The sequence below is a fragment of the Nocardiopsis chromatogenes YIM 90109 genome (assembly GCF_000341185.1).
Lineage (GTDB): Bacteria > Actinomycetota > Actinomycetes > Streptosporangiales > Streptosporangiaceae > Nocardiopsis_A > Nocardiopsis_A chromatogenes.
The window spans coordinates 1-16872 of record NZ_ANBH01000141.1 but is presented as its reverse complement, the minus strand read 5'-3'; the positions used below and the strand labels follow the sequence as shown (position 1 = coordinate 16872).

Here is a 16872-nt window from a genome sequence, read left to right as displayed (position 1 = left end):
GGCTCCCCGCACCCCCGGGTGTGTGCGCCCGAACTACCCCGTTAAAGAGCCAGCGCCCAGCCCGCCTTGGACACCACCGGCGAAACCGAATCCACCACCAGGCCACGCGGCCGCCCCTCAAGGGCGGCGTCGGGGTCGAGTTCGCCGCCGCGGACCGCGGCGGCCAGGCGCTCCTCGGCCCGCGACCGCCGCTTGGCCAGCGCCCAGTACCCCTCACCGGACCGGTTGGCGATCCCGCGCAGCGGGGTCCCCTCAAGGCGGGTGGTGCCGATCAGCTCGGCCGGCCGGGGTAAGCACTCCGAGGGCGACGGCGCGCTGCAGGACTTCGTTCGCGCTGCCGGCCGCCTCGGCCCCCTCGTCAGCAGGTTCAGTCTCGGTGTCTGCGGGGGCGGGCTCGGCCAGCATCCGGCGGCGCGACCGCCGTCCGGCGCGAAGTGACGGAGCGGGGCTCCCAAGTGGGGGGCACTGCGCGCCGCGATGACGCCGTGAGTATGGTCTGACCGGCAGATCACCCCCTCCGAAGACGCGGGCGTCTGCCCGTCCCGTCACACTCCGGGGTGTTCACGGCGCCATCACTGCGTGGACCGCGGAAAATTCCGCACCGCCGCTCGGAACGCGGGGCGTCAGGCCGCCGTGGGTGCCCGCAGCAGGGCGGCCAGCTCGTCCACCAGCCGCCGGGCCGCTCCCTGCGCATCCGCCCACCAGTGGGTGCGCTGGGCGCCGTCGGCGCCGCGCCAGAAGAACGCGCCGCCGCGCACCCACACGGTGATTCCACCCGGCAGCGAGACCACCGACACCCGCGCGTCCGCCGACCCGAACACCCGGTGGACCCCCGCCGCCTGCACGGCCGCGAACAGCGCCTGCGCCGCAGCAGCGCCCTGGTACCCGTCCTGGGGCTGGTGGCCTGCCCGGGGCGCGGGCACCCCTGCAGGGGCGCCGCGGTGGGGTGTCGGCGGCTGCCGAACGCCCTCGCGGGGCCAGTCGATCCGCGCGGGCGGGGTCGCACCAGCCCCAGCGGCCCAGTGTGCCCTGAACGGTCTCGGTGGCGGTGGTGGTCGGCATGGACGCCCCTCCCGTGGCCCGGTGCCGCCGTGCGCGGCGCGATCACCACCGATGGACCCGCACCTCGACGAGAACCTTCAAGACCAGGCGGAGGAGTACCTCGAGAACCTCGATGAGGAGACGGACCTGCATGGACATGGCGGGGAGCAGCATACGGAGGCACAGCGACCAGCCTCATGTGGTGGCTGGTCATGGCGAACCCATGTACACCACTTGCGATTTCCGGTAAGGGGGGTTATCAGAATATCTGCTGCAAGCTTCGTCTCTACCTGTAAGCTTTGGCCACACACTGTCCGGGCGGCTCATCCGAGGCCGCCTCGACTGATGCGCGTCTGAGCCGGGGAGGAGGGAAGGACGATGAGCGGTCACGTACCAGACGACGCTACCTCCCTCCCGCCCGAGGTCCCGGCCTGGCGTAAGGGACATGGTCACTCTCGAGAGGTAATCGAGGGGTCCGGGGTACCGATTTCTAGCCCCCTTCGATGAGATCCGGAATGTAAGCTCCGCCGTCAGATAGACGCCACCACCAGGAATGCGACGCTGGCACCCAGTCCGGTATATCCGCAGAGTCGAGCAGTGGAGACAGATCCATGATGTCCTCAATCACATCATCGATGTCGGCTAGATCACCTTCAGCGAGCCCGGGAAGTACACTATCGAGAGAAATATATTCATCATTAAAGAATTGAATTGCACTTCTTTTCCAGCATGCCCACCAAGCCCCGTTTGATGGCGCCTCTTCGAATAGATTTGAACATTCCAGTATATATCTCCTCAATAGGACAGGGTTTTGCCCTTTCGTGACTAGTGAATTAACCTGGCGCCGAAATTCTTCGTACTGCTCCCCCGTTAGTCCTCCCGACTCCCGGATCTGCATGATCTCTTCCAGAGGACTATAGCGCCAGTCGAGCGACGAGAACCCCGAGGACGCCCCCTTATCCAAGAGCCATATGACTCGATCAGCCGACTCCGACACCGCGTTTTTACCTCCATCCCCCATCCAACTCACCTCATATTTCCTGCATTGTATGTATTCATCTGAATTTTACCGTCCGGGGCAACAATAAGCACTACTCCCATGATTCGACGTTTTTCACCATCGGAATCATAGACTTCTCGTTCATACACCCTGCGTTCCGCACCGCTGTCAAATGTCGTTTGCTGAACGAGCTCTCCCTCCCTGACAGTCTCCTGTGCGCTCCGGAAGTAGTCGCGAACAGGATTTCCGGTCTGCTCGCCAGGGACAAGTTCTTGATAGTGCTTTCGCGCGTGGTATGCCGACGAGTACTCATGTTGCATTGGGATACTATCTGCTTGGCTTCGAATGTCCTCATCCCGCGATCGGCCGGTGACACCAGGATCAACCTCGGCTCCGCCCAGGTCAAGATTCTCCACCTCACGCACGTCCGCCTCAAACTCCGCCTTGAGGTCGATATCCACCGTTGCACGGGCTGCATTCGCCGCGATATTACCGACGCCCTCGTCGGACAGGCGAGCCTTCTCCTGCAAATAGACACCACGAGCATACTGGTATTTATAGGCAAACTCTTTAGGATTTTCGGCGCCCTCTGCCGCAAATTTGATCGCAGGTGGGTCGAAAATTTTTCTCGCCTTGTTCGGCATCCCCTCATCGAGGGCCGTTACAGCCCGCATCCATGCGTTGCTCGTCCTCGGGTACCCTCCCCTAAGGTTCTCAATTTCGGCATCCGACAGCCCAGCTTTCCTGAGTATCTCGTCGGCCTTATCGGCCCGGCGTTCGAGCTTGCGCTGCCTTTCTTCTTCTGCTGCTTCTTTATCACTCGCCTGGTCTCCACTGCCTTCCTGGTTTCGCCCTCCGCCTTCGTCTCGCTTGCCAATCGCCCCCTCATGTCCTTCGCCTCCTTGTGACGGCTCCTCCGGTCCGTCTTCGTCGCCGCCTCCGGTGGTCGTGCGGTTCTTCGGGGGCTCGTCGGATCCGCCGCTTCCGCCTCCTGCGGCGGCGGGTTCGGGGCTCTTCGGCTCCTCGGTCGGCTTGCCTGCCGGTTCCTGGTCCTCGTCGCGGTGCTGGTCAGGCTTCTTGTCCTGGTCGTTCCCCTCAACACGCGGGGACTCGCCCGCCGTGGGCGTGGACGGGCCGGGCGTACCGGACTTCCCTCCAGGGCGGCCCGGGGCTTCGGTGGTGCCCGTGTCCGGGCTCCCCTTGGGCTCCTCGCCGCCCGGGCGGGTGGGCTGTGTTCCGCCCTCCGGGGAGTCCTGGGTGCCGCCCTGCTGCGGAGAGGGTCGGCCGCCGCCGGACTCGGGCGCAGGCGTCGGAGAAGGAGTGTCCGGCCGCCCGGAGGGGGCGGGGCGGAGCCGGTTGGGGTCCAGCATCGACTCGCGCAGCACGGTGAGCGGGTGCTGGAACCGCTCGGTGATCGAAGTGCTGCCCTCGGAGCGTTGCGGCAGCGGGCTGCTGGGCCACCCGTTGGTCCCCGGTCCCCCGTGCGCGGTGGACTTGTCGGACTCGCTCTCCTCGGAGTCGGGGGAGTCGGAGGAGTGTCTGCCGTTCGGGGCTTCCACACCCGTTCCGAGTACGATCTTGGCTGCCTTGAGAGGCAGCCCCCCGGTCAGCATCAGCCCGCTGGCGAGCATTGTGGTGTTGGAGTAACTGGTGCCGTCCTCGCGAGTGGACCACGCGGTGTGGCTCTCCACGATCTCGTTCTTGCTGGCCTCCAGGTTGTCGAGCCACCGGTCCCACCCGGCATCCCACCCCTGGCGGCCGCCCTCGCCGGGGTCCGTCAGCCATCCGTGCTCGTCGTAGATACCGACCAGGGCGGCTGCGCCCAGCCCCGCGTCCTTCCACGCGGCCTTGAAGTTCGCCCAGCGCCCCGAAGGGTCGAACCGCCACCCGCTGGTGGGGTGCCAGAACCCCAGCTTGGAGTACAGTCCCACCACCGAGCCCCACACGGCGTCGGTGACCACCACGTCCCAGAGCGCCTGCCCGGCGTCGTTGCCCCACTCCACCTCGGAGGGGTCGAAGTAGCTTCCCGCCCAGGCGGTCACGTCGTTGAACGTGCTGTTGACGCCCTCGAAGCTCAGGGCGTGCTCCAGGGACAGGTCCCGCTCGCCGGCGTCCGGGGCCAGCCCGTAGACGATCTCGTTCTTTCCGCCGCCTTCACCGGGGGAGACGAAGGTGGGGCCGCCGTAGATCGCCGAGATCTTGTTGGCGCAGTCGTTCTCGGCCTGGTTGAAGGTGGACCAGGCGCTGTTGACCGCGTCCTTGATACGGATGTTCTCCGCCAGTGCCCACTCGTCGGTCTGCTCGTCCTTGGTCAGCCACCAGAAGGCGTTGTCGTGGTTTCGGTTCCACAGCCCCTGGGCATCGATCCGCAGGTTGTTGAGTGAGCGGCGCGCGGTCCTGGCGGCATCGGCCAGCTCTTCAAGCGCGTCGGCGACGGTGGACAGGTCGCTCTGGAGGTCCTCGCCCCGACTCGCCACCGGGTCCATCTTGGAAAAGAGCGTTTCGCTCTCCGGCGCCTCGTAGTGGGCGTCCAAGCCCTTCCAGGTCGAGCGCAGGTCCTCGGCCCCGTCGAGCAGGTCCTGCCCCTTGGTGCGCAGCGTTTCGGCCGCGGAGGCCAGCGACTCCACATCGGTCAGGGGGTAGGGGATGGCGTCGGGATCGATGAGCGTGTACATGTTCGGATCCACGCCGCTCTGGGGCTGGGTGGGTTCGAAACTCACCAGGGGCCTTCCGTGGGGGGAGGGTCAGGTCACAGGTCGAGGTTTTCGCCGCTTCCCGCCTGTTGCTGGGCCTGGGCCGCCATCTCCTCCTGGCCCTGGTTGTAGGCGAGGGTGGCGTCGCTCGCGCCCTGGATGCAGGACATGCTGCGGATGAACATGGCGTCGGTCTCGCCGGTGAAGTGGTCGAAGAAGCCGCCCAGGGCGGCCTCCACCGGCGGGCTCTTGGCGTTGTTCAACGCCGTCTCGATGCCATCTGACGCCGAGTCGATGGTGGAGGAGAGCCCTCCGCCCTCGACACCGAGCTTGTCCCCGACATTGGTCAGGACCACCGAGACGCCGTAGACGTCGATGTTCCACCGGCTCACCGGCGCTCCCCTCTCGGGGCGGCGGAGAAGCGGTCGGGGCGGAAGACCGCCTCGGCGGCGACCGGCGTGCCGGCATCGGCCAGGCGGCCTGCCTCGGCCACGCACTGCTCGGCGGCCCGGGCCGCGAGCAGGTGCAACGAGGCGCGTACACCGTCGAGGGTCGTGGCCATGCGCTCGCCCACGGGTCGGGCCGCGGGCTCGCCCGGTGCCCCCTCACCGAACCGACCCTCTTCCGCCACCTCGTCACCGGCGGGTACAGCAGGCCGGGGCTCCGCGTCGGCGGTCTCCCCTGGAGGATCGACCCACTCGAACTTCACCGGCGGCACCTCCCGATCGTTTCGTCCACTCCGCACATGTTCGCGGGGCAGTTGTAGCAGCATGCGCATAGGGGGTGACATTTCGCGAATGGTTTCGGTTCGCCGACTGGCCCGACCGCATGCGGCCCCATGGCCCACGCGCCGGGAGTGACGAGCGGAAACCACAGACCAGGGCAACGGCAGTGGTACGCGCCATGTTTCGGTGCCGGAAAAGTTCAGCCCTCGCGGGCCGGAACCGGCCATCTCACCTCGCCGACGCCGCGGCCAGGAAGTCGCTCTGCCTGCGCAGCAGATCCAGCGCCCGCAGCGGCGCCTGCGCCTCGGCCATCACCGGATACCAGACGGCCTGGTCTCCGCCGTGGCCGAGGAGCGTGCCCGGGATCGGCCCCGCTTGGGCGCGGTCGGCTCCGATCCGCCGCAGGCGCTCGGGCCCGAGCGCCAACCCAACCGGGACCGCGGGCCCGGCCCACACCGGCACATAGGTCACGTCACTGCGACCGGGAAGACGCCGAACCCGCAACGCCTCCAGCCCGCCTTCCGCCGCCAGAGCCTCCACCAAGCCGGGCAGCGCCTCGAAGGGCACTGCGTCCTCGCCCGCGTAGCCGATGGCCACCGACACCCGCTCCAAGACCCTGCTTCCGCGGCGGACCACGTGGATCTGACCGGAGAACGGGCTGCCCTTACCCAGAGGACCGGACAGGTACAGGATCGAGGGCTTGGGCGCGCGTTCACGGACGAACCCGCCCATCCGCTCGCGGTCCCAGGCCATGAGGGCGGGCTCGTGCGGCCCCCACGACACAGGCGGGGACTCCGCCACATGCTCAGCGATGATCTCCACGGCTCGGCCCGGCTCCGCGGCGAACGGGTCGGAGTGGAGCACGGAGGCCTCCATCACCAACTGCGTCCCGGCCTCCTCAGCGAAACCCGCAAGGAACCCCGGCACAGGCTCGGCTTCCGGGTTCTTCGCCGCCCACGCGAGCCCGACAGGTTCCTCGGCCGAGCGGAAGCCGTACTCGTCATCCCAGTACACGGGCAGGCCGGTGAGGCCGTCGAAGCACCCGCCGTCGTGCCCCTGAACCACCCAGCGTCCCAGTGGGCCGGCCGCGAAGGTGCGCATCGCATATGTGAGCCGCGCGGTGGGCGGGGTGAGCACTTGGATCATCTTCTCGCCCCGGTGGGTGGCGACCGCGTCGCTGAGCCAGGACGAGAACGGCACCACTTCCCGGTCCTGCGCGACCAGGAGCGCCCTCTCCGCGGTGCGCTCCACCGCCGGGTGCTCCGGCTCCTCCCACAGACCGAAATCAGCCAGCCCCGATGTCCACACCGCTCCGCCGAGCCGCAGTGCGAGCCCGTCGGCGAACCCGTGCGCGACGTCCCGGCCCAGCGCATCGGGGCGGGCGCGTGTCTCCACCCACCAGAAAGGCTCCGGCAGACCGGCCACGACCTCTTCTCCGAGCAGGCCCACGACCGCGTCCGCGTGCTCCACATGCTGGCCGGGTTCGAGCGTGGCCAGGAGGCGACCGTCGCCGTCGCGGATCTGCAGGACAGCGGTGTCACCGTGCCGGTACAGCCACAGGCCGGGGTCCACGTCGTCGAGGGCATCGGCGATCGCCCGCTCGTCGGGCTTCCCGGCGACTAGGGCTACCACGTCATAGCTCAACGGCTCTCCTTAGAGGGGGGGAGGGGCGTAGGCAGACCCGGGACATGCCCCGAGGCGGGTCACTCTTCGTTGACGAGAAAAACCGAAACGTCACCATACCGGTGAATGCGAATCCCGCCCCTGGGACCGCACTAGGACGATCGCAGAGAGCAGCTGGCGACGACCCCACCGCAGAAGGCGCTTCGCCACAGACTCCAACACATGCGCACCCGGGGATCTCCTCGCGCACGCCGCTCCCAGCGCCCACGCGTTCGCAGGTCTCTGACGCCCCTCTTTCGAGGCTGCGGTGTCCAACTCCCCCGCCCGCGCGGCTCTATAGCCCAGGTGAAAGCGCACGAACGGCGAGCGGACCACCACGGGGACAGGCCAGCCATGTCGGACAGAACACCGCGAACCCGCACACCCACCAGGCGTACTTCGAGGTTCTTCGCCCGAACAGCTGGCCACCTCCCCCACTCCGCTTGCCCTCCGGCCCCAAGGCGAGCGCCCATGGGCCCGGTCCCGCACCACGCGGGACCGCGAACCACGCGCACACCCGGGCCGGACCAGCACGAAAGGGGGACCAGCATGACCGAACACCCCACCGGCGGCCTGACCGCCGAGCACGCCCGGCACCTGCCGGCCGTGCTCGATGCGGCCACCGCAGGACGCCTGCTGGGCATCGGACGCACCACCGCCTACCGGCTCCTGGAAACCGGGACCTTCCCGGCCCCGGCCTTCCGCGCCGGAAAGAAGTGGCGCATCCCCACCAGCGGCATCTGCCACCTGCTCGGCATCGCCTACCCGCCGCCCGGCCCCTGCGCCCACGGTTCGCCCGCCACCGACCACGAACAGGACCAGTAATGGCCCGAACCGAAGGCTCGATCTTCAAACGCTGCGGCTGCCGCAACACCACCACCGGCAAACTCCTGGGCGCCGCCTGCCCGCGCCTCAAGCGCCCCGGGGGCGCCTGGAGCTCGGCCCACGGCGCCTGGGGCTTCCAGCTCGAACTGCCCCGCACCGACAAAGGCGCCCGCAGGCAGGCCCGCCGCATCGGCCTGCCCGGCCGGGAGGAGGCCCTCGAACAGCTCGACCACACCAAGGCCCTGCTCACCCTGGCCGAAGACGACGAGCACACCGCCGTGCAGATCGCCAACCTGATCTGCCACACCCTCAAGACCCGCAAGCACCTACCCACCACCGAGGAGGTCAAGCAGCGCACCACCGCCGGGGCGGCGCTGCGGGTGGAGGTGCCTACCGTCGCCGAATGGCTCACCGAGTGGCTCGAGACCAAGACCCGCCTGGCCCCGGCCACCCGCCGCTCCTACAGCGGCCACATCACCAACTACCTCACCCCGCACCTGGGGCGAGTGCGCCTGGACAAGCTCCAGGTCGGCCACCTGCAGGCCATGTTCGAAGCGATCGAGGAGCACAACACCCACATCCGCGCCTGCCGCGAATCCGACGACCCGAAGGTGCGGGCCTCGGTGCGCGGCCAGCGGACCGTGTCCCTGTCCTCCAAGCACCGCATCCGCGCCACCCTGCGCTCGGCCCTGACCGCCGCGATCGCCCGCCCCGACCTGCCCGTCCAGGTCAACGCCGCATCCCACCTGCAACTGCCCTCGTGCCCGCGCGTCAAGCCCATGGTCTGGACGCCCGACCGAGTCGCCCGCTACAACGCCACAGGGGAAGTGCCCTCGCCCGTGATGGTCTGGACGCCCGAGCAGGCCGCCGACTTCCTCGACCGCGCGGGCCGGGACCGCCTGTATGCGCTGTTCCACCTGGTCGCGATGAAGGGCCTGCGCCGCGGCGAAGCCGTCGGGCTTCAATGGGACGCCGTCCGGCTGGCCGACGGGCAGATCGACATCCGCTCCCAGGTCGTCCAGCTCGGCTGGCAGACCCTGACCACCACTCCCAAGAGCGAATCGGGACGGCGCACCATCACCCTTGACGCCACGACCGTCGACGTCCTCAAGGCCTGGCGCGCGCACCAGGGCCGCGAACACCTCAAAGCCGGGAAGGCATGGACCGACTCGCAGATGGTGTTCACCCACCCCGACGGCTCGCCCCTGCACCCGGCCTGGGTCACCGACCTGTTCCAGCGCATCGGCCACGAGGCCGGGCTCCCGCCCATCGGGCTGCACGGGCTGCGCCACGGCGCCGCCTCCAACAGCCTGGCCGCCGGGGTCGACGTCAAGGTGGTCTCAGCCGAACTCGGCCACTCCACCACCTACTTCACCCAGGACACCTACCAGACCGTCTTCCCCGAGGTCGCCCGGGAGGCCGCAGAGGCCACCGCCGCCATGATCCCGCTCAAAAACCGCAAAACGACCACAGCGAACTCCCGGTAGCCCGCTGGGGCCCGACAGGGGGCGCAGGGCCGCCCTGGCGGGCCCCAGCGGGCCTGACAGGGCCCCGGGACGGGACGGGGCGGTGTGGGCCCAGCGGGGCCGCTCAGGGGCCTACGGGCCCTGCGGGCGGCGGCACACTCCAGGGCCCTGGCCTGGGCGTTGAGCACGGCGCCGACATCGGAGCACGCCAGGAGCCGACAACGCGACGAAACCCCAGGGCGGAACCTGCGTTGAAGCGGTTCCGACCTGGGGTTTCTCTTGTGCGCCATCAGGGACTCGAACCCCAAACCCGCTGATTAAGAGTCAGCTGCTCTGCCAATTGAGCTAATGGCGCGTGCCGCTTCCGATGCCCCTGGGGGGCTCGCTCGCGACGGGTTCAACTTTACCGGACTTTCCAGGGTGTCCCGACCATCCCCGCTGCCGTACAGGTCACAGTCGGGGAAGCAGGCCCCCTCAGAAGGCCTCCTGTGCGCCCTGTGCGCCCTGTGCCCCCTGCGCGGGGATCTGGAGTTCCTCGGCCTCCCGGCGGGCCCGGTCGGCCGCCGCGTGGTGGCCGTCGGCCTCGTACGCCCCCGCCAGCGTCTCCAGCACCCCCGCCAGGAAGGACGACCACCCGCGCGTCCGCCACAGGCGCACCGACTCCTCCAGTGCCGCGATCGCCTCGCCCGTCCGGCCCGCCGCCAGGTGGATCTCCCCCGCCAGGCCCAGCGAGTCCGCCAAGTGGTGGTTGATCCCGTGGCGGCGGCTCAGCGCGATCGCCTTGTCCACCGTCGGCAGCGCCTCCGGGTCGCCCAGGGCGATGTACAGCCGCGTCAGGTACATCAGCGAGAACACCTCGGCGTACCGGTCCCCCATCGCCCGCGCCATGTCCAGCGAGCGCACCAGGTGGTACCGGCCGGTCTCCACCCGGCCCGACAGGGCCTGCGCCGCCCCGAGGAACTGCATCGCCGTGGCCTCGAACCGCGAGTTGCCCAGCAGCCGCGCCAGCTCCAGCGCCTTCTCCAGGCAGGCGACGGCGTCCTCCATGCGCCCGTCCTCGTAGGCCGCGATCGCCATCACGTGGTACGCCCGCGCCCGGCCGCCGAGGTAGTCGGCCTCCTCCGCGATCCGCAGCGCCTCCTCCGCCGACACGTGCGCGGCGCTCGCCTCCCCCCGGGACACCTGCCCCCAGGTGCGCATCACCAGGGCGTCGGCCACCCCGCGCGTCTCCCCCAGGTCGCGGAACATCTCCAACACGCTCTGGGCCTCCGAGCGCATGCCCGACATGGCCTCACCCGGCCCCTGCGGCGACGCCCAGGTCGTCAGGTCGGCCAGCCCGCGCCGCAGCACCGCCTCGCCGAGACGGTCCCCGGCCGCCCGGCACGCGCTGATCGCGCTCTCGTGGGTGCGCCGCCAGTCGTCGAACCGCCCCCGCACGTCGAAGTACTTCTCCAGGCACCCGGCCAGGTCCCAGGCGGCCTCGTGCATGCCCAGCGCGCCCGCCTGCTGCACCGCCGCCGCCATGGCCTGCCATTCGGCGTCGAACCACAGCATCGGCTCGGCCAGCGCCTCGGAGGCCTCCTGCGCCGGGAGCGGCCACCGCAGCGCCTGGCCGTGCAGGGTGGCGTAGCAGGGCCCGGGGATGTACTCGGTCGCCTGCTCTGCCAGCCACAGCCACCCGCCGAACGCCCGCCTGAGCGCCTCGCGCCGCTCCTGCTCGGGCTCGTCGGACTCGCCCAGCTCCCGCGCGTACAGCCGGATGAGGTCGTGCATCCGGTAGCGCAGCGCGCCGCAGGGCCCTTCGGCGATGCTCAGCAGGCGGGCGTCGACGAGCTGCTCGATGTACCCCTGCGCCTTGTCGGTCGGCACGGCCATGAGGGCGGCCACCGCCCACTCCGGGAAGTCGGGCACCTCCAGCGCCCCCAGCAGTCGGAAGGCCCGCTTGGCGCCCTCCCCCAGCGCGCGGTGGCTCAGCGCGAGGCTCGCCCGCACCGCCCTGTCCCCCGCGGCCAGCTCGTCCAGTCGGCGGCGCTCGTCCTCCAGCAGGCGCACCATGCGGTCCAACCGCCACTCGGGGCGCCCCGCCAGGCGGGCCCCGGCGATGCGCACCGCGAGGGGGGCGTACCCGCACAGCTCGGCGATCCGCTCGGCGGCGGCGGGCTCGCGCCCGACCCGTTCCCGACCGGCGATGCGTCCCAGCAGGTCCACCGCCTGCTCCGGGGTGAACACCTCCAGGTCCACCAGGAGCGCCCCGTCGAGGCCGGTCAGCCGGGGGCGGCCGGTCACCAGGACGGTGGCCCCGGGGGCGCCCGGCAGCAGCGGCCGCACCTGGGCCTCGCTCGCGGCGCCGTCGAGCACCAGCAGCACCTTGCGCCCCGCCACCATGCTGCGGAACAGGGCCGAGCGCGCGTCGAGGGAGTCGGGGACGCCCGCCCCGTCCACACCCAGGGCGTGCAGGAGGTTGGACAGCGCCTGCGCCGGGTCGAGGGGCTCGGCCTCGGCCCCGCGCAGGTCGACGTAGAGCCGCCCGTCCGGGTGGTCGTCGGCCAGGGCGTGCGCGGCGCGCAGGGCGAGCGCCGTCTTGCCGACCCCGCCCATGCCGGACACCGCCACCACCGGGACCGGTTCGGCGTCGGCCAGGTGGGCGTGGATGCGCTCCAGCGCGTGTTCGCGGCCGGTGAAGTCGGGCAGGTCCGGCGGGAGCTGGGCGGGGAGGGGCAGGGGGAGCGCGGCCGAGGCGCCGGAGGCCGGGCGCGCGGCCGACCGGCCCGGCGCGGGCGCCGCCAGGGACGGGTCGTCCCGCAGGACGCCCTGCTCCAGTTCGCGCAGCTCCCGGCCGGGCTCGGTGCCGAGCTGCTCGACCAGCAGCCCGCGCCCGGCCCGGTACACCTCCAGCGCCTCGGCGGACCGCCCGGAGCGGTGCAGCGCCAGCATGAGCCAGGCCCGCAGGCGCTCGCGGAAGGGGTGCTCGTAGACCAGGGCGGTGAGCTCGGCGACCACCTCGGCGTGGCGGCCCCGGTCCAGCTCGGCGCCCATCAGCTCCTCGGTGCAGGTCCAGCGCAGCTCGTTGAGGCGGGCGGCCTCGTCGCGCACCACGGGCAGGGTGTCGATGCCGGAGAGGGCCGGGCCCTGCCACAGGCCGAGCGCCTCGCGGAACAGGGCCGCGGCGGGCTCGGCGCCGCCCTCGCCCAGCGCGCGGCGGCCCTGGTCGACCAGGTCTGCGAAGCGGTCGGCGTCGAGGTCGCCGTCCGAGCGCTCGATGCTGTAGCCCCCCGGGCCCCGCGCGACGGTCGACGGCCCGCCCAGCGCCTGCCGGAGGTGGTGCACGTACACCTGGAGGCTCTTCTGGGCGGAGCGCGGCGGATCGCCCTCCCAGAGGACGTCGATGAGCCGCTCGTCGGCCACCGGCGCCCCGCGCGCGCACAGCAGCGCGGCGACGATCCCGGCGAGCTTGGGCGACAGCCGCACCTCGCGCCCGTCGCCGTCGCGGACCCGGAGCGGCCCCAGTATGGAGAACCGCATGCGCTCCCTTCCCCGGCGGGCCCGTCGCCCGCCGATCGCTCCCGCGTCCAGGGTGGCGCGGGGGATCCAACCGTAGTCCAACCGGACCACAATCGCGGGAGGGGAGGATGGGCCGTGGATGTAGCGGCACCACCCGCGCGCGAGGCAGGCGAGGGTGCGCGTTCCTGATCCGCCCAGGACGGCAGCCGGCGGCGCGAGCCCCGGCTGGGGAGGACCAGGAGACGTCCGGCGGCCGCTCCCCGTTCGCGGGGAGCGGCCGCCGCCGCTTCACCCGCTGCTTCATCCGCCGTTCGGACGCCGCCGGCGGCGAGGCCGCCGCGGGGGCGCGGTCCCCGCCGTCGACGGTGGCTCTCCAGGGGCCCAGAGCCGCACACGGCGCCCCACCGTACGGTGATCGTGCGCGCGCCCCTCCCCCACCACCCCCGACGCCCGCCCGGTACCTTGTCTGGCTGGCGGCCCGCCAGAAGGGCCGGGTCGCGCTCGGGGCCGTCATCGGCACCGCCTGGATGCCGGGCCTGGCCCTCCCGCCCTACCTGCTCTCCCGGGCGATCGACGACGGGCTGGCCGCTGGCGACGGCGGCCGCTCCCTGCTGTGGGTGTCCGCCCTGTCCGGCGCCGGACTGCTCACCGCCGCCCTCGCGACCCTGCGCCACCGGACGATGTCCAAGATCCGGATGGACGCCTCCCTGCGCACCGTCCGCACCGCGGTGCACCACTCCATGCTCCTGGGCACGACGCTCCCCGGCGGACCACCGCCGGGGAGATGTCCGCGATCGGCATGTCCGACGTGCAGGTCATCGCGCAGACCCTGACCGTCACCGGGCCGGGAGGCGGCGCCGTCGCCGCCCTGTTCCCCGGCCCCGTCCGCGCCGTCGTCGCGGGCCGGACCGCCCCTGGCGACGGAGACGACGGAGCGGTCCGCGAATCGTTGGACACCGCCGCGGCCACCGATGTCATCGACGGGCTGGGCGACGGGCTCGACTCGGCGGTCGCCCCGGGGGGCCGCACGCTCTCCGGCGGCCACGCGCAACGCCTGCGGCTGGCCCGCGCCGTCCATGCCCGGCCCGAGGTGCTCCTCGCGGACGAGCCGACCTCCGCCCTCGACGCCCACACCGAGGCGGTCGTGGCCACCCGCCTCAAGGCCGCGCGCACCGGCCTGACCACGCCGGTGTCCACCTCTCCGGGAGGTGCGGGCCGCCTTGGCCCCCGAGGCCGAGGGAGGCCGGGCGTCTGGGCCCCGACCTGAGCCCCAGGCTCGACCACTGGCCGCCGGGGTGTGGGGGGAAGGCGGCGACGGCGCAGGTCGGCAACCCTTCCGGCAGCGCCATCGACCGTGCGGCGTTGTACATGGTCGGTGTGCTTGGCGGCGACCACGCACACCCCGCGCGATCGACAGCACTGCCCGAAGGGTTGCCGACCTCGGTCGCCGCCACCCCTCCACCTCACACTCCGGTGACCCGGTGCCCGGCCGAGTCCCAGAGCGGGGTACCTGCTGGAGGGCCGCACGGTGGTCGCGATCGCGCACCGGCTCCAGACGGCGCGCGACGCCGACCGCATCGCCGTCATGGAGCGGGGGCGGATCGTCGAACTGGGCACCCACGACGAACTCGTGTCGCGGGGCGGGGCCTACGCCGCGCTGTGGCACACCTGGAGCGGCGGCCCTGGAAACGAGGAGACCCCGGGGTGAAGCCGGTTCCGAACCGCTTCCCACCCGGGGCCTGTGCTGTGCGCCATCAGGGACTCGAACCCCAAACCCACTGATTAAGAGTCAGTTGCTCTGCCAATTGAGCTAATGGCGCGTGCCGGATTCCGCCTGGTCGGCTCCGTCCGACGCCGTCAAGGTTAGCAGCCTCCCGGAGCGGCCGCGAACGGATTGTCCGGGAACACCGTGTCCGGGGCTCCGCCTCCCGGCCGCGCGCCGCGCGCGCGGCGGGCATCCGGTGTCCCCACCTTCCCCGGTGGACGGAAGGTGGGGGCCTCAGCGTGCATGGTCCGCCGGGACGGTCAGCTCCACGTCACCACCACGGCGACGATGATGGCGACCGCCACGACCGCCCCCACTCCGGCGAGGATGTAGGGGGTCATGGGCCGGCGCGGCGCGGCCTGCGGTTCGTCGTTCTCGGAGACGAACTTCTGGAACATCACGGTCGAGCCCGCGGGATCGACGTTCTCTTCATTCTTCTGAGACATGCGCACGACCCTAGCGACTCACGGACCCCAGCGGGTCCCCTGTGGACGTGAAATCCGTCGGCGAGTTCCTCATCGGCGGTCCGAGAGCAGCCGGGCGTGCGCTTCCGGCGGGGCCCCGGCGGCCCGGAGGGCCAGGCCCGCCGCGCCGAGCACCCCGTCGGCGGCCGCCAGGGGCGCGCTCCCGAACCGCCCGCCGACCCCCGCGCGCACGCGTTCGGCGACCGGCCCGCCGCCCAGCAGTGCCCCCGAGAGCACGACCGGACTCGGCGGCCCGGAGGGCAGGACCGCCCCGAGGGCGTCGAGGAGCCGCCCGGCCGCCTCGCCGCAGATCCGCACCGCCTCGGCGTCCCCCTCCTGTGCGGCCCCGGTCACCTCAGGGGCCAGCCCGCCGAGCTCCGCGGGCGGACGCGCGTAGACCGTGCGGATGAACTCCTGGGGGTCCCCGGGGGCGATCTCCAGTGCCTCCGCCATGCGTGCGGAGAGCACGGTCGCCCCTCCCCTGCCGTCGATCCCCCCGAGCGCGGCCCGCAGCCCGGCCAGGGCGATCCACACGGCCGACCCCTCGTCCCCCAGCAGCCACCCGTACCCGTCGCACCGCCGCCGCACGCCGCCGTCGGCCACGTGGGCCGCCACGGCCCCGGTACCGGCGATCAGGACCGCCCCCTCGGGCGCGTGCGTCCCGGCCGCGAACGCCACCGCGATGTCGTCGGTGACGCGCGGCGCGCCCGGCAGCCCCGCGGCCCGCCAGGCGCGGCCCGCGGCCTCGGACGCGCGCGCGTGCCCGGCCGCCGAAGCCCCAGCGATACCGAACACCGCGGCGGCCACCCGCCCGGCCTCCGTGCCGCCGACCGCCTGCCCGAGGGCCGCCTCAAGGGCGCCCGCCGGGTCGGCGCTGGAGAACGGGTTGGCGCCGCCCGCGCTCCCCCGGGAGAGCACGCGGCCGTCCAGGTCGGCGACCACGCACCGGGTCGACGTGCCGCCGGCGTCCACACCGATCACCACATCGCGTTCCATAAGGGAAGCCTAGGGCGCAACTCCCCGCACGCCCCCAGGCCGTTTCCGGCCATTCCGGACGTCCGGACCCCGCCGCGCCCCGGCCCGAGCGCCGCGCTTCCGAACCGCTGATGGCCCTGGAGGCCCGCCTGAAAGCGGACCGCCAGTGCGATGAAAGCCGCCTCGTGCACATTGGGAGGCCTCGGAGGGCTTCACGGCCGGCGCTTCCCCGCGGCCGCGCACCCTCCGGGGAGGAGAAACGGGCCGGACACGGACAGGGGTCCGGCTCCCCGCGAGCCGGAGGACGGACGGCTCGCGGGGGGATGCGGTGCCCCACTGGGGAAGGGCACCGGGCCTGGCGGGGCGAACGGGGGACGGTCGTCCTCGCCAGGCGCCTTCCCCCTCCTGCGCTCTTGGCCCTGCGCTCTGGGCCCTGTCCCTACTCGCGGCCGCCGATGAGGAAACGCGGATCGCCGTCGAGCGCGGCGGCCATCCGTGCCGCGGGGGCGTCCTCATCGCGGCCCTCCACCCGGGTGGCCAGCTCCGCAAGGGCGGCACCCGGGTGGATGGACAGCCACGCCGCCGCCATGCTGAGCGGCAGCGGCAGCCGCCCGGCCGCGCCCACCAGCCTCCGCAGCCCGCCGGGGTCGGCCGCGACCCGCTCGGCGCCGAGGCGGATGCGCAGCAGCAGCTCCGCCTCCTCCTGGGACAGCTCGCCCACCTCCACCGCCTGCACGCCGTCGCGCACCATCAGG

At 71.8% G+C, this 16872-nt stretch carries 13 protein-coding genes, 2 tRNA genes and 2 pseudogenes; 5 read left to right on the top strand and 12 right to left on the bottom strand.

Going from position 1 to position 16872, the window contains the following annotated elements; all coding sequences use genetic code 11:
- Positions 1–623: 623 nt before the first annotated feature.
- From D476_RS0114780 to D476_RS0114755, 6 genes are all read right to left on the bottom strand, one after another.
- Positions 624–923: a hypothetical protein gene (locus tag D476_RS0114780; protein ID WP_017624712.1), complete on the bottom strand. Its 300-nt coding sequence runs from the start codon at positions 921–923 to the stop codon at positions 624–626.
- A 608-nt stretch (positions 924–1531) separates the two neighbouring features.
- Positions 1532–2062, bottom strand: coding sequence for a hypothetical protein (locus D476_RS37450; protein ID WP_152529349.1), 531 nt, complete (start codon positions 2060–2062; stop codon positions 1532–1534).
- Positions 2063–2067: 5 nt separating this feature from the next.
- Entirely contained in the window at positions 2068–4761 is a 2694-nt protein-coding gene (locus D476_RS0114770) for a hypothetical protein (RefSeq protein ID WP_017624710.1), read from the bottom strand.
- A 29-nt stretch (positions 4762–4790) separates the two neighbouring features.
- Positions 4791–5126: a DUF6507 family protein gene (locus tag D476_RS0114765; protein WP_017624709.1), complete on the bottom strand. Its 336-nt coding sequence runs from the start codon at positions 5124–5126 to the stop codon at positions 4791–4793.
- A complete protein-coding gene (locus tag D476_RS33360) occupies positions 5123–5443 on the bottom strand; it encodes a cell envelope biogenesis protein TolA (RefSeq protein ID WP_152529348.1) in 321 nt (106 codons plus the stop codon). The genes D476_RS0114765 and D476_RS33360 overlap by 4 nt, the downstream gene beginning before the upstream one ends.
- Before the next feature lie 244 nt (positions 5444–5687).
- On the bottom strand, positions 5688–7103 hold the full coding sequence (locus D476_RS0114755; RefSeq protein WP_017624707.1) for a DUF6177 family protein: 1416 nt from the start codon (positions 7101–7103) through the stop codon (positions 5688–5690).
- Positions 7104–7670: 567 nt separating this feature from the next.
- On the opposite strand from D476_RS0114755, the gene D476_RS33355 reads away from it, so the two are divergent.
- Both D476_RS33355 and D476_RS0114745 read left to right on the top strand, forming a co-directional pair.
- A complete protein-coding gene (locus D476_RS33355) occupies positions 7671–7946 on the top strand; it encodes a helix-turn-helix domain-containing protein (protein ID WP_017624706.1) in 276 nt (91 codons plus the stop codon).
- Entirely contained in the window at positions 7946–9433 is a 1488-nt protein-coding gene (locus D476_RS0114745; protein WP_017624705.1) for a tyrosine-type recombinase/integrase, read from the top strand. The genes D476_RS33355 and D476_RS0114745 overlap by 1 nt, the downstream gene beginning before the upstream one ends.
- A gap of 261 nt (positions 9434–9694) precedes the next feature.
- Here the strand turns inward: D476_RS0114745 and D476_RS0114740 are convergent.
- Both D476_RS0114740 and D476_RS0114735 read right to left on the bottom strand, forming a co-directional pair.
- Positions 9695–9767: transfer RNA gene (locus D476_RS0114740), tRNA-Lys, on the bottom strand.
- Positions 9768–9886: 119 nt separating this feature from the next.
- Positions 9887–12934, bottom strand: coding sequence for an AfsR/SARP family transcriptional regulator (locus tag D476_RS0114735; RefSeq protein ID WP_017624704.1), 3048 nt, complete (start codon positions 12932–12934; stop codon positions 9887–9889).
- Between the two features lie 506 nt (positions 12935–13440).
- Between D476_RS0114735 and D476_RS38510 the strand changes: the two genes are divergently transcribed.
- The 3 genes and pseudogenes from D476_RS38510 to D476_RS0114720 form a co-directional block, all read left to right on the top strand.
- Complete coding sequence (locus D476_RS38510) at positions 13441–13746, top strand: hypothetical protein (protein ID WP_152529347.1); 306 nt, start codon at positions 13441–13443, stop codon at positions 13744–13746.
- Positions 13713–14180, top strand: a complete 468-nt coding sequence (locus D476_RS0114725; protein WP_275041553.1) for an ATP-binding cassette domain-containing protein — start codon at positions 13713–13715, stop codon at positions 14178–14180. The genes D476_RS38510 and D476_RS0114725 overlap by 34 nt, the downstream gene beginning before the upstream one ends.
- A gap of 243 nt (positions 14181–14423) precedes the next feature.
- Positions 14424–14621, top strand: a pseudogene (locus tag D476_RS0114720) (hypothetical protein); the annotation flags it as partial.
- 39 nt (positions 14622–14660) lie between these two features.
- On the opposite strand, the gene D476_RS0114715 reads toward D476_RS0114720, so the two are convergent.
- The 4 genes and pseudogenes from D476_RS0114715 to D476_RS33350 all read right to left on the bottom strand — a co-directional run.
- Positions 14661–14733: transfer RNA gene (locus tag D476_RS0114715), tRNA-Lys, on the bottom strand.
- Positions 14734–14938: 205 nt separating this feature from the next.
- Positions 14939–15124 carry a hypothetical protein gene (locus D476_RS0114710; protein ID WP_026123514.1) on the bottom strand — a complete coding sequence of 62 codons (186 nt, stop codon included), beginning with the start codon at positions 15122–15124 and terminating at the stop codon, positions 14939–14941.
- A 69-nt stretch (positions 15125–15193) separates the two neighbouring features.
- Positions 15194–16138: an N-acetylglucosamine kinase gene (locus tag D476_RS0114705; protein WP_040726387.1), complete on the bottom strand. Its 945-nt coding sequence runs from the start codon at positions 16136–16138 to the stop codon at positions 15194–15196.
- Between the two features lie 418 nt (positions 16139–16556).
- Positions 16557–16872 (bottom strand): annotated as a pseudogene (locus D476_RS33350) (AfsR/SARP family transcriptional regulator); the annotation flags it as partial.

Coding starts and splice junctions, on each gene's coding strand:
- D476_RS0114735 (WP_017624704.1), bottom strand. CDS start 12,934: ATGCGGTTCTCCATACTGGGGCCGCTCCGGGTCCGCGACGGCGACGGG.
- D476_RS0114705 (WP_040726387.1), bottom strand. CDS start 16,138: ATGGAACGCGATGTGGTGATCGGTGTGGACGCCGGCGGCACGTCGACC.
- D476_RS38510 (WP_152529347.1), top strand. CDS start 13,441: ATGCCGGGCCTGGCCCTCCCGCCCTACCTGCTCTCCCGGGCGATCGAC.
- D476_RS0114710 (WP_026123514.1), bottom strand. CDS start 15,124: ATGTCTCAGAAGAATGAAGAGAACGTCGATCCCGCGGGCTCGACCGTG.
- D476_RS37450 (WP_152529349.1), bottom strand. CDS start 2,062: ATGGGGGATGGAGGTAAAAACGCGGTGTCGGAGTCGGCTGATCGAGTC.
- D476_RS33355 (WP_017624706.1), top strand. CDS start 7,671: ATGACCGAACACCCCACCGGCGGCCTGACCGCCGAGCACGCCCGGCAC.
- D476_RS0114725 (WP_275041553.1), top strand. CDS start 13,713: ATGTCCGACGTGCAGGTCATCGCGCAGACCCTGACCGTCACCGGGCCG.
- D476_RS0114745 (WP_017624705.1), top strand. CDS start 7,946: ATGGCCCGAACCGAAGGCTCGATCTTCAAACGCTGCGGCTGCCGCAAC.